At 56.7% G+C, this 12,612-nt stretch carries 12 protein-coding genes; 5 read left to right on the top strand and 7 right to left on the bottom strand.

The annotated features are described in order from the left end of the window. Window positions 1–28: 28 nt before the first annotated feature. Both ACR0DS_RS04005 and ACR0DS_RS04010 read left to right on the top strand, forming a co-directional pair. Complete coding sequence (locus ACR0DS_RS04005; protein WP_480558340.1) at window positions 29–643, top strand: hypothetical protein; 615 nt, start codon at window positions 29–31, stop codon at window positions 641–643. An 83-nt stretch (window positions 644–726) separates the two neighbouring features. Then, the gene (locus tag ACR0DS_RS04010; RefSeq protein ID WP_480558240.1) at window positions 727–1,443 is read left to right on the top strand and encodes an alpha/beta fold hydrolase; all 717 of its coding nucleotides are present in this window, start codon (window positions 727–729) and stop codon (window positions 1,441–1,443) included. Here ACR0DS_RS04010 and ACR0DS_RS04015 read toward each other — a convergent pair. Beyond that, window positions 1,434–2,021 (bottom strand): DUF6151 family protein, encoded by a 588-nt coding sequence (locus tag ACR0DS_RS04015; protein ID WP_480558238.1) that lies wholly within the window; start codon window positions 2,019–2,021, stop codon window positions 1,434–1,436. The genes ACR0DS_RS04010 and ACR0DS_RS04015 overlap by 10 nt on opposite strands. A 5-nt stretch (window positions 2,022–2,026) precedes the next feature. Then, a complete protein-coding gene (phaZ, locus tag ACR0DS_RS04020; RefSeq protein ID WP_480558236.1) occupies window positions 2,027–3,298 on the bottom strand; it encodes a polyhydroxyalkanoate depolymerase in 1,272 nt (423 codons plus the stop codon). A gap of 111 nt (window positions 3,299–3,409) precedes the next feature. Here phaZ and ACR0DS_RS04025 point away from each other — a divergent pair, with 111 nt between their 5' ends. From ACR0DS_RS04025 to phaR, 3 genes are all read left to right on the top strand, one after another. Next, the gene (locus tag ACR0DS_RS04025) at window positions 3,410–5,212 is read left to right on the top strand and encodes a PHA/PHB synthase family protein (RefSeq protein ID WP_480558234.1); all 1,803 of its coding nucleotides are present in this window, start codon (window positions 3,410–3,412) and stop codon (window positions 5,210–5,212) included. A gap of 131 nt (window positions 5,213–5,343) precedes the next feature. Beyond that, on the top strand, window positions 5,344–5,790 hold the full coding sequence (locus ACR0DS_RS04030; RefSeq protein WP_209503426.1) for a phasin family protein: 447 nt from the start codon (window positions 5,344–5,346) through the stop codon (window positions 5,788–5,790). Between the two features lie 135 nt (window positions 5,791–5,925). Next, window positions 5,926–6,477 carry a polyhydroxyalkanoate synthesis repressor PhaR gene (phaR, locus tag ACR0DS_RS04035; protein ID WP_267365377.1) on the top strand — a complete coding sequence of 184 codons (552 nt, stop codon included), beginning with the start codon at window positions 5,926–5,928 and terminating at the stop codon, window positions 6,475–6,477. A 48-nt stretch (window positions 6,478–6,525) separates the two neighbouring features. Here phaR and ACR0DS_RS04040 read toward each other — a convergent pair whose 3' ends face one another. The 5 genes from ACR0DS_RS04040 to ACR0DS_RS04060 form a co-directional block, all read right to left on the bottom strand. After that, window positions 6,526–7,740, bottom strand: a complete 1,215-nt coding sequence (locus ACR0DS_RS04040) for a DegT/DnrJ/EryC1/StrS family aminotransferase (RefSeq protein ID WP_480558232.1) — start codon at window positions 7,738–7,740, stop codon at window positions 6,526–6,528. A 113-nt stretch (window positions 7,741–7,853) separates the two neighbouring features. Continuing rightward, entirely contained in the window at window positions 7,854–9,158 is a 1,305-nt protein-coding gene (locus ACR0DS_RS04045) for an NAD(P)/FAD-dependent oxidoreductase (protein ID WP_480558230.1), read from the bottom strand. A gap of 8 nt (window positions 9,159–9,166) precedes the next feature. After that, window positions 9,167–10,525 carry a glutamine synthetase family protein gene (locus tag ACR0DS_RS04050; protein ID WP_209596891.1) on the bottom strand — a complete coding sequence of 453 codons (1,359 nt, stop codon included), beginning with the start codon at window positions 10,523–10,525 and terminating at the stop codon, window positions 9,167–9,169. Beyond that, window positions 10,525–11,205, bottom strand: a complete 681-nt coding sequence (locus ACR0DS_RS04055) for a type 1 glutamine amidotransferase (RefSeq protein ID WP_480473448.1) — start codon at window positions 11,203–11,205, stop codon at window positions 10,525–10,527. Before ACR0DS_RS04055 ends, ACR0DS_RS04050 begins: the two co-directional genes overlap by 1 nt. 59 nt (window positions 11,206–11,264) lie before the next feature. Continuing rightward, entirely contained in the window at window positions 11,265–12,584 is a 1,320-nt protein-coding gene (locus ACR0DS_RS04060) for a glutamine synthetase family protein (RefSeq protein ID WP_480558228.1), read from the bottom strand. Window positions 12,585–12,612 lie beyond the last annotated feature (28 nt).

Here is a 12,612-nt window from a genome sequence, read left to right on the forward strand (position 1 = left end):
TCGAGGGACGATGCGAAAGCCGGGCAGTATGTGGAGCCTTGAGACCTTGGGGCGCGTTCGTCTGTCCCGGTATTTCTTCATGCGCGATTTCCTCTATTCCGAGATCGGGAACTTTCACCAGAAACAGAACATTCCAGACAATCCTGATCTGGCTATCGAGACGGGACGCGAGTTCTGCGAAACTCTGCTGGACCCGCTGGAAGAGACCTTTGGCAGGATCGCTGTGCGCTCGGGCTATCGCTCACCGTCGCTAAACAGGTTTGGCAATGAAAACAAACTGAACTGCGCCCGGAATGATCACCCGTTGGAATGCCACATCTGGGATCGTGGGGACGGGGATGCGCGGATTGCCGGGGCGTCTGTTGTAATTCCGTGGTTTGCAGATCAGCATGCGCAGGGCCGGGATTGGCGGGATCTGGCATGGTGGATGCATGATCACTTGGATTATTCCGAGATCTGGTTTTTTCCGAAACTCTGCGCTTTCAATCTGGTGTGGCGCCCTAAACCGCAGCGCCGGATTGACAGCTACATTGCGCCACGCGGATGCCTGCTGAAACCGGGCGCTGAGCCCGAGGAAAGTGCAGCTTCACGACGGTCCCGCTATGCTGACTTTCCGGCTTTTCGGGCAATCGCCTATCCGTGACGTTCCGCTGGTTTGAATGTGATAAACTCTCAACCTGACTACAAACCCAAAGGCTCGGAATACCGAGCGCATGGAGGCCCCGTGTGATCGAGCCGCTGGTACTGCTACCTGGACTGATGTGCGATGCCCGACTGTATCGCCCTCAGATTGAGGTGTTTTCGCGGACGCGACCCGTAACCGTTGCGCCGATTTCCGCAGGTGAGCGTATCGAAGAGATCGCCTCGGGTCTGCTGGACCAGCTTCCACATCGGTTTGCACTGGCTGGATTAAGCATGGGTGGTGTGGTGGCGTTAGAGCTGATCCGCCGGGCGCCGGAACGTGTGTCACGCCTGTGCCTGATGGCCACTGATGCACAGGCGGACACGCCTCAAATGGCTGCCAGTCGCGAAGACCTGATCATTGGCGCGCAGGGTGGCCGGTTGGAGGAGGTCATGCGGAAACTTGTGGGGTCCGACACGCTGGCACCGGGCTCGCAGCGTATTCCCATCCTGAACGGCTTGTTTGCAATGGCACAGGATTTGGGTGTTGAAACCTTCGTGCGTCAGATGCGTGCTCTGCAACGCCGCCCGGATCAACAAGCCGCATTGCGTCGCATCAAGGTTCCCACGTTGGTTCTGTGCGGTGCGCATGACACTCTGACACCGGTCAAACGGCATTCTTTCATGGCAGAGCTCATACCCGGAGCGGAACTGCTGGTTGTTGAAAAGGCTGGTCACTTGCCGCCCCTCGAAACGCCCGACCTCGTCAATGAGGCGCTGCAAACCTGGTTGGACGCCCAGCAACGGTTTGATTATTGGTAAAGCGTCGCGCGTTCGGTCTTTGAAATGACGTTTGGCGTCACCACGGGTTTACCAGTTTTTTGGTCGAAAAACGGTGTGTTCTTCCACCGCCCGGACAGGCGCGATCCGGCGGCCCTGCGCAACAGCCCAAGAATGGCGGGGCCAGGTTTTTCGTGCTTCTGCTTTCCGTCCGGTTGGGGAACAAACCCACGTGTCGTGACGGGTCCCAGCGCCGAAGCTCCACCCGCAACCCGGCCGACGATAACGCCAGCAAACGGGAATTTCGCGGTTTTGGGCGTTGCTGCCAAAGGTGCGTTACAGCAACTGGCGTACCAACGCAGCATACCCTTGGGGCTGAGTTGCATCGCCGCAAGATACTGTTTTCCGGTGCTGATTTCGATCTCATCCGGTGCGATCTGAAAAATCCCGACAGGCCCGGGTGCCGGGTCCGGCTGCTTGAAAAATAGTTGAGCGGCCCGGCAATCATGGCAGAAACACTCAACATGTGTACCTTGCCGAACACCGCGAGGTGAAATACGCCCCTGCAACGCGCCGCATTGGCAGGAAAAGGTAAGGCCCTCTTGCGCTGACCCGCTCATGTCGCTTAGGCAACCTTGTTGGAATTGGCCGCGCGACGGTTTGGTTTTCGCGCATTTTCGTTCATGAAATCAATCACAAGAGGGCGAATGTTGTCGCGCCAGCTGCGGCCTGCGAAGATACCATAGTGACCGGCGCTGGGTTCGACGTGGCTTGCCTTTTTGCTGTCGGGCAGGCCGGTGCACAAATCCAGCGCGGCAATACACTGGCCGGGTGCAGAGATGTCATCATTTGCACCTTCGACAGTCTTCACCGCAACATCGGTAATCTTACTGATGTCCACCTTGTGACCCGCGACCACGAACTCGTTTCTCGCAATCTCTCGATTCTTGAAGACCCGCTCGACCGTCGAAAGATAGAACTCGGCAGTCATGTCCATCACGGCCAGGTATTCGTCGTAGAAGCGGTTATGGGCATCCTGATCCGAGGCTTCGTCCCGCATGACGCGCTGGATCTGGTCGGAAAACGCTTTGGAGTGACGATCTGCGTTCATGGACATGAACGAGGCCAATTGCAGCAGTCCCGGATATACCATGCGCCCTACGCCCTTGTACTTGAAGCCAACGCGCTGGATCATTGTTTCTTCCAACTGGCCCATAGTGACGCGACGGCCGAAGTCTGTCACATCGGTCGGCGTTGCGTCCGGATCGACGGGGCCACCAATCAGCGTCAGGGTGCTTGGCTGGGCTTTGGGTTCAATCTCGGCCAGGTACGCCGTTGCAGCCAATGTCAGAGGCGCCGGTTGGCAAACGGCAACAACATGGGTGTCTGGCCCAAGCTCTTTCATAAAATCTACAAGATAGAGCGTGTAGTCTTCGACATCGAATTTACCTGCGGATACAGGGATATCGCGCGCATTATGCCAATCTGTGATGTAGACTTCGCAATTGACCAGAAGGCTTTTCACCGTCGAGCGCAGCAACGTTGCATAGTGCCCGGACATCGGGGCAACCAACAGCACTTTGCGCGGTTGTTCTTTCCGGCCATTGACGCGGAAATGTACCAGATCACCAAAAGGGCGTTCCAGAACAGTCGTGATTTCAACCAGGTGGTCCTTGCCATCTTCGCAGGTGAATGTGCGAATACCCCAATCGGGCTTTGCAACCATCCGCTGGAACGTACGCTCGGTCACTTCGCCCCAGGCGGCCATCCAGTTGAATGCGGGGTTCGGCACCATGGAAAACATCGGATAGGACGCCATCGCGCTGGCGGTTGCACCAAGCCACTGGTTGGTGTTTCGCGCAGTTTCCATCAGGTCGTAGGTCATCATGTAGCGCATAAATGGGGCCTCCTGAGTGTCAGCCTGATAGTTCGGACCATTCGTCGCTTTGCCCCCCAGCACCCACGACGTTATTCTGCATAGCAGCGAGGTTAGGGGGGAATTGTTAAAATGACAACTAGTGAAGACCACATGCCAGACGTATCCGAAGAACACATTGAACGCCTTAAAGAAAATATGGATAAGGTCGAGAAGTTATCGAAGCGCCTGATTGAGGTCATGGCTGTAAAACGGCCCCACACGCCCGCGCTGGACGGCCCGAATCAAGAGCTTTTCGCACGAGCAGCAAGTGCCTATTGGGCCGAGGCTTGGCAAAATCCCGCCAAACTGCTGGAACAACAGATAGAATTTTGGGGCAAGTCAGTGTTGAACTTTGCCGAGGCGCAGAAAGCGCTGACTGCGTCTGACGCGGAAAGCGAAGCACCCAAGCCAGAAGACAAGCGATTTTCGAACCCCCTTTGGGAGACCAATCCCTATTTCCGTCTGATCCGCCAGCAATACCAGACCAATGCGCAAGCAATCGCGCAGGCTGTTGCGTCCGTGGATGATCTGGATGCCAAAGACAAAAGGCGGCTGCAATATTTCTCGCAACAAATCGTCGACATGATGGCGCCGACAAATTTTCTGGCGACCAATCCGGATGCCTTGCAAAAAGCGGTCGAAACCGAGGGCCAGTCACTGATCAAGGGGTTGGAAAACCTTGTGTCAGATTTGGAGGCCAATAATGGAGAATTGGTCGTCAAACTGGCAGATGAAAGTGCCTTTGAGGTCGGCGGTAACCTGGCGACGACGCCGGGGGAGGTGGTTTATCGCAACCGGATGATGGAACTGATCCAGTACAAGCCAGCGACTGAAACGGTCTACGAGACTCCGATTGTTCTGTTTCCGCCCTGGATCAACAAGTTCTATATTCTGGACCTGAAAGCCCAGAACAGCATGATCAAATGGATCACCGAACAGGGGTATACCCTGTTTGTTGTAAGCTGGGTCAATCCGGACGAAAGCTATGCCGAAACAGGCATGGAAGACTACATTCAGGATGGTTTCCTGACCGCAATCGAGACGGCCAAGAAGATTTGCAAGGTCAAACAGGTCAACGCAGTGGGGTATTGCATCGCGGGCACCACCCTGAGCCTGACGCTGTCTCTGCTGAAACAGCGAGGAGACAAGTCGGTCAAATCGGCGACCCTGTTCACCGCATTGACGGATTTTTCCGATCAGGGAGAGTTCACGCCCTTCCTTCAAAACGATTTTATCGACGGAATCGAAGAAGAAGTGAAAAAGGAAGGTGTGCTGCGGTCGTGGATCATGGCGCGCACTATGTCATTCCTTAGATCACGTGACCTGATCTATGGCCCGGCCATTCGCAGTTATATGATGGGTGAAGTGCCCCCGGCCTTTGATCTGCTGTACTGGAACGGTGACGGAGCCAACCTGCCTGCGAAAATGGCGGTTGAGTACTTGCGTGGACTATGCCAGCGCAACGAATTCGCCACCGATGGCTTTGAGTTGCTGGGGCATAAGCTAAAGCTTGGTGACGTTGATGTGCCCCTTATGGCCATCACATGCGAAACCGATCACATCGCGGCGTGGAAAGATTGCTATCGCGGTGTGCAAAAGATGGGCTCGCGATCAAAAACTTTCGTGGTTTCCGAGTCGGGTCATATTGCGGGTATTGTGAACCCGCCCAGCAAGAAAAAGTACGGGCATTACACCAACCCGGATTTGAAACCAGACGCCGCCACCTGGTTGAAGGAAGCCGACTTTCATGAAGGGTCATGGTGGCCCATGTGGGATGCTTGGCTGAAAAAACGGTCGGGCAAGCAGGTACCGGCCCGCAAACCCGGCGATTCGAAGCACCCGAGCCTGGCTGCTGCACCCGGAACGTATGTAGTGGCAAAACCAAACGCCTGATTTCATTCTGAAACTTAAATTTTTCTGCAATGCAGCAAGAAAAAACTTGCAATGCTGCATTGCAGCAATCATATTGTCCTCAAGCTGATGAAACCCGGGGTGGGCCCGGACTGGCTAAAAGGATTATGACAATGGCTAAGACCCAAGACTTTACCGCGATCATGAAAGACATGATGGGTGCATTCCCTGTGGACACAACCGCAATGGAAGGCGCATTCAAATCGACCGCTTCGCTGAACGAAAAGCTTTCGGGCGTTGCTTTGGAAGCAGCTGAGAAATCGGCAGAGATCTCGAGCAAATGGACCAAAGACACGCTGGCCAAACTGACCGAGATGTCGAAAGCCAAGGCAGAGCCTGCCGACTACGCAAAAGCAGCAACCGATTTCGCAAGCGCGTCCGCTGAAGTTGCAGCCGAGAACATGGCCGCTTTCGCAGAAATCGCAAAAAAAGTTCAGACCGAAACCGTCGAACTGCTGATGGCTGCTGGTAAAGAAGCTGCGGAAGAAGCATCCGCTGCTGTTAAAAAAGCAACCAACGACGTGACCACGGCCGCTAAAAAAGCTGCTGCTGCGAAGTAAGAAAAGTCAGCGAAACGCACCCGACCCTCCCTATAGGTGCAATCGCGTTGGGCAGGTCCATTGACCTGCCCTTTCTTTTTGTGCTGCACTCGCATAACCTGTGCTGCAACGCATCATCCTTGGGGAGGGAACCCGGTGTCGGACCAAGAAAAACCGCTGCTGATCAAGCGCTATGCCAGCCGTCGGCTGTATAACACCGAGACCAGCGATTACGTGACGCTCGAAGATATCGCGGGATTCATCCGTGACGGGCGCGAAGTACAGATCATCGACCTGAAATCCGGCGACGACCTGACACGGCAGTATCTGCTGCAAATCATTGCTGAACATGAAAGCCGCGGCGAGAATGTGTTGCCGGTCAATGTTCTGAATGATCTGGTGCGCAGCTACATGCTGCCGGGCGGGGGCATGATGCCGCAATTCCTGCAAAGCTCGTTCGATATGCTGCGCGAAAGCCAAAGCAAGATGATGGAAAACATGAACGCCATGAACCCGATGTCCCAGATGCCGGGTTTTGAAGCGTTGCAAGCACAGCAGCAGGCATTTCTGAAGGCTATGACGGGTGGGTTGTCTGGCAGATGGTCCTCGCCAGAGAAGGAAAGTGAAAAGTCAGAGCCGAAAGAGGATCTTGACGATATCAAGAAACAGTTGGCTGAACTTCAACAGAAGCTTTCGAAACTGAATTAGGGTGAGCCGGAGGAAAAGGCCCACCATTTAAGTGGGCCAGTTCTAGTCTCAGGTACCGTAGACCGGCATTGGGCCGGTCACTTCGCCAACGGCAGCCAGCAAAATATCTGCAATCACGTCCAGCTCTGCGCGCGTCAGGCGTACGGGCAGTCGGACGTCACACGCTTTCATCAGCATGTCACGTGTTTGCGGAAGCTCGAACGTTTCCGGCAGGAATTGCCAGTTCCAGAAGGCGCGCGCATTGTCCTGGCTCAGGCCAAAGACCTGAACTTTGACACCGCGTGCCTCGGATGCGGCGGCAAATGCGCGAATCTCGTGTTCCTGCAACCCAACCAGATTGAACTGAATCGAATCCGGCGCGCGCTGCTCGGGGGGCAAGGGTGCGGGCACGTTGATATGGGGTGAGGTATTCAAGCGTCCGGCAACATAGTCGTGGTTCGCCAGACCGTCGCGAACACGACGGGCCAGTTCCGGGATCTGCGGGCGGATCACAGCGGCGCTCAGGTTGTTCAAACGCAGGTTATAAAGCGGCAACTTGTTCTGCCAGCGAGCGAAGGCCTCTTCCAGCTCGGGCGAGTTGTCGCCGTGCGGTCCTTTGTGTTTCTTCCAGTTATGTTCGTACGCGCCCGACATGATGACGGCACGGGCCACCAGATCAGCATCGTTTGAGATCAGAATACCGCCTTCGCCCGCATTGATCATCTTGTAGGACTGAAACGAGAAACAGCCGACCTTGCCGATGGTGCCGATATTTTTGCCATGCCAGGTCGTGCCCAGCGAATGCGCAGCGTCTTCGATAACCGGGATGTCACGCGCGTCGCACAGCGCCATGATCGCGTCCATATCAGATGTGTGGCCGCGCATGTGGCTGATTATCACCGCATGAACGCTGTCGAGCTTGGCCTCGAAATCGGGCATGTCGATGCGATAATTCTCACCCACTTCGCACAGAACCGGGATGCAGTCCGCGTGAATGACTGACGAGGGAACCGCGGCAAATGTGAAGCCGGGGATCAGGACGCGCGCATCGCGCGGCAAACCCAGTGCCTTGAGTGACAGAAACAGCGCAGCAGAACAGGATGAAACAGCGAGAGCGTATTTTGTGCCCAGCAGTTCGGCAAACTCGGCCTCCAGCAAAGACACCGGGGCATCTTGCGGGGCGGTATAACGAAACAAGTCGCCCGACTGCATCAGGGCGTCGATGGCTTCTTTTGCTGCTTCTGGGATGGGTTCGGCGTCATGAACGTTTGGTGGAAGCGTCATATTTGGATTTCCCGAATTCTATCTTTGGTAAAGATAAAGCTATTCAGGTGGCAATCCAAGCCCTCAATCGCCGCGCCAGCGGAAATTCACCAATTTGTCACAAGTAACGTGGATCAGATCCCAAGCCGGTCCCGCAAGGCGAACCATGTCATTGCCAGCACCAGCAGCGGGTTGCGCAGGGCGGACCCGCCGGGGAAGGGCAGAGTTGGCACGCGGGCCATTGTATCGAACCCTTCTGCCTGTCCCTGAATGGCCAGCGCCATCAGTTGCCCGGCATGGGTCGCCGTGCCTACACCATGACCGGAATAGCCGGAAGCAGACAGAATATTGGGTTCGATACGCACCAGATAAGGCATCCGCCGCATGGTAATGGCCAGCGTCCCACCCCAAGCGTAGTCGATTTTGACATCGCGCAGATGTGGGAAAATCTCGGTCATCGGCTTGCGGACCTTCGCAGCGACATCCGCAGGAAAACGATAGCCATAGCTTTCGCCGCCACCGAACAAAAGCCGGCCATCGGCGCTAAGGCGGAAATAGTTCACCACGAACTTGGTATCCGCGACCGCGACATCCTGCGTCAGGACCCGCGCAGCCTCGCTGCCAAGGGGTTCGGTCGCCGCGATGAAGTTGTTGATGGGCATGACACGGGCCGCGACGGTCCGGTTGAGATTGCCAAGATAGCCATTGCAGGCCAGCACAACATGGTCGGCCCTAACGTTCCCCCTGGCGGTCCGGATCAGGGCAGGCCGGGTTTCGTCAATACCGATGACTTCGGTGCCCTCAAAGATGCGAACACCCGTTTTGGCCGCAGCCTGCGCCAACCCCAGCGCAAAGTTCAATGGGTGCAGATGAGCGGCCCCCATGTCCAGATACCCACCCATATAAGCGGGTGAGGGGCACAGTTTGTGGCCTTCGTCTTCATCCAGCAGCTTGATCTGGTCATAGTGATACCGGTCGGACAGATGGCCTGCATGGTCATGCAGCTCTTTTCGTTCCGAAGCTGACAGACCCAGAACCGCGACACCGGGTTGCAAGTCGCACGCGATCTGATGCTTGGCGATCAGTGATTTGACCAGATCCTTGGCGTCTTCGGCCAGGTCCCACAGCTTTGCGGCATCCGGGTCGCCAACAAGACGCTCAAGGTCTTCCTGATCCATCCGCTGCGCGCTGCCCAGTTGACCACCATTGCGCCCCGAGGCACCAAATCCGACACGGTGGGCTTCAAGCAGAACGACATCGAACCCCGCCTCGGCCAGATGCAATGCTGCGGACAGGCCTGTGTAGCCGCCGCCCACAACGCAGACATCCGCCACAATATCTTCGGCCAAAACAGGAAAGCGTTCCGTTGGGTTTGCCGTCGCGGCATACCAGCTGGCAGGGTATTCGCCCTTGCGGTCATTGGAATAGAGCAGGTTCACGAAAAGTCTCAGACGTTGATCAGCAGATGTTCCCGTTCCCACGGAGAGATGACCTGCAGAAATTCTTCATACTCGGCCCGTTTCACGATGCCATAGACACGGGCAAACTCGGGGCCAAGGATTTCGTGCAGGGCTGTGGCTTCGTCAAACAGATCCAGTGCATCGCCCATGACCTGCGGGATATCCCCTTCGCCTTCATAGGCGTCACCATAGAATTGACGACGCGGACGCTCCTGTTCGACCAGACCCAGATAGCCGCACGCCAGCGACAGGGCGATGCCCAGATACGGATTGCAATCCATACCGGCGATGCGGTTTTCGACACGGCGCGATTCAGGTCCGGACAGAGGAACGCGAATGCCGGTAGTGCGGTTGTCGCGAGCCCATTCCAGATTAATCGGCGCCGCGTGGTCTTTCACGTAACGACGATACGAGTTCACATAAGGTGCCATCACGGCCAGACCGGCGGGCAGATGGTTCTGCAGCCCGGCAATGAAGTGATAGAACGCGTCCGTTTCGCCGCCCTGCGGGCCCGAAAAGATGTTCTGGCCGGTCTCCATGTCGATAATCGAATGATGGATATGCATGGCCGAGCCCGGCTCTTCCTCGATCGGTTTGGCCATGAAGGTTGCAAAACAATTATGCCGCAATGCCGCTTCGCGGATCAGGCGTTTGAAGTAGAAAACCTCATCAGCAAGTTTGACCGGGTTGCCGTGGCGCAGGTTGATCTCCAACTGGCCCGCACCGCCTTCCTGGGTGATGCCATCGATTTCGAACCCCTGATGCTCGGCGAAGTCATAGATATCGTCGATGACCGGGCCGAACTCGTCCACCGCAGTCATCGAATACGCCTGCCGCGCCGCAGCGGGGCGGCCAGAACGCCCCATCATCGGCTTGATTTCCTGTGCGGGATCGACGTTGGGGGCGACCAGAAAGAACTCCATCTCTGGCGCAACAACCGGTTTCCAGCCTCGGTTGTGATACAGCTGGACCACGCGTTTCAACACGTTACGGGGGCTATAAGGGATCGGATCACCATCCCGGTCATAGGCGTCGTGGATCACCTGCAGCGTCCAGTCCCCGGTCCAGGGCGCGGCTGAAGCCGTCGAATAGTCGGGCTTCAGGATCATGTCCTTTTCGATGAACCCGTCGTCACCCGCGGCTTCCCCCCAGTCCCCCGTGATGGTCTGGAAGAAGATGCTGTCGGGCAAGTGAAAGTAGGATTGCTTGGCGAATTTCGTCGCAGGCACGGCCTTGCCGCGTGCAATTCCGGGAAGGTCCGAGATGATACATTCAACCTCGTCCAGCCGCTGTCCGTGGAAATAGGCTTTGGCGGCTTCCGGCAGTTTATCAGTCCAATCAGCCATCAGGCTCTCTCTTTCTTTAAAAACTCGGCCATATGGCGCGCGATTGTGGCGTTGTCATCCGGAGCGGTTTCGCGATTTGCGGCTTCGCGCATCAGGTCTTCGGGGACGACGCCTTTTCCCCGTGTGCGCATCAGGCCCGCGACAAACCCATTGGTGAATTCAGGGTGGGCCTGAACTGTCCAGATCGTGTCTCCATAAGCCAGCATCGCGTTTTCGCAAAATGCGTTCTGACCAAGAACGCGCGCCCCTTCGGGTAGCTCGACAACCTGATCCTGATGCCAGGCATTCAGCCAGACTGTGTTGCCGTCAAACTCGTATTCAGTGCGTCCGACGGCCCATCCGCCCTTGAACTTCTCGACCTTGCCGCCCAGTGCCTGCGCGATGATCTGATGCCCAAAGCATACGCCGATCAGTGGCTTTCCGCTTTGCTGTATCTCTCTGACCAAGTCTTCCAGCGGGGCGATCCACGGCAGGTCTTCGTACGCGCCGTGGCGCGAACCGGTTATGACCCAGCCATCTGCGTCATCCGCGCCGCTTGGGAATATGCCGTCGACCACGGCGAAGGTCTGGAACTCGAATCCGTTGCCACCGAGAAGTGCAGGAAACAGCTCATCATAGTCGCCGAATTCGCCATGCAACGCATCTGGTGTGTGGCCGGTTTGTAATATGCCGATTTTCATGTGTCACCAAATTTGATCAAATTCACTCTAGCTGAGTCCGAATGAGGCGGCAAGGGGGGTCAAACCGCCTCGAGATAGCTCAGCCAGTGATCTTCAGGAGTGATACGCTCAAATCGTTCAACTTCCTGTCGCTTAGTCATGGTCAGGTACTGGATCAGGTCAGCCGAGAAAAGTCGGGCGACCAGGGGGTCGGTTTCAAACCTGTCAATTGCAGTTGCCCAGTCCGGCATCAGTTGGGGCAGGTCTTCAATATCGTAAGCATTGCCTGTGATCGGGGCAGGGGGGTGCAGGCCGTCTTCGATCCCGACAAGGGCTGCGCCCAATACCGCCGTCAGCATCAGGTAAGGGTTGATGTCACCACCCGCGACGCGGTGTTCGATGCGCCGCGCTGCCGGTGCTCCACCCGGGATGCGAATTGCGGCTGTTCTGTTCTCATAGGCCCAGCAGGCCCCGGTCGGCGCATGCGCACCCGGTACAAGCCGGGTGTATGAATTGCCATGCGGAGCAAAAATCAACGTGCTGCCTGGCATGGCCGCCACACAACCCGCGACAGCGGAATGCAGAATGCTGGTCCCTTCAGGCCCGCCATTGTCGAACACATTGCGACCGCGTTGGTCCAGCACTGAGAAGTGCACATGCATCCCATTGCCCGCATCATCGGCATAGGGTTTTGACATGAATGTTGCGGCAAACCCGTGTTTGCGCGCCAGGCCACGTGTCAACGCCTTGAAAAGCCACGTATCGTCGGCACAGCGCATGGCATCCTGATGATTCAGGTTGATCTCGAATTGGCCAACGCCACTTTCCGAGATGGCGGTTTGCGCGGGGATATCCATGGCGGCGCAGCCATCGTAGAGATCTGTGAAGAAATCCTCAAACGCATCCATTTCAGCGACCGACAGAACGGATTCATACAGCAGGCGGCGCCCGGTGATCGGGTTCAACGGAGGTTGCGGTTGCGCACCCGAAGCATCGATTAGTGTGAATTCCAACTCAGTCGCCGCAACGACCGACCAGCCGCGTTTGGCATAACGGTCAAGAATGGCAGACAGAGCGTGGCGCGGATCACCCGCAAACGGGGTACCTGCATCGTCATACAAGCTCATCGGAACCAGCGCCGTTTCTTTCGGAAGCCAGGGCACGGGCACCGGGCCCCGGTCGGTTGGGCGCAGCACGCCATCCGCATCGCCGGTTTCGAACACCAGCGGGCTGCCGTGAATATCCGCGCCCCAGAGATCGACATTGAGTGCCGAGAACGGCATGCGCACGGCGCCTTTCTCCAGCTTGCCCGCATACTCAGGGGGCACGCGTTTGCCCCGCATCTGACCGTTCAGGTCACATGCAGTCACGCGAAAACTGTGCAAGGCGCTCAGGTCCATTGGGGGCTCCGTCAATTCTGTTTCCCCG

This window comes from Ruegeria sp. AF5 (assembly GCF_056541905.1).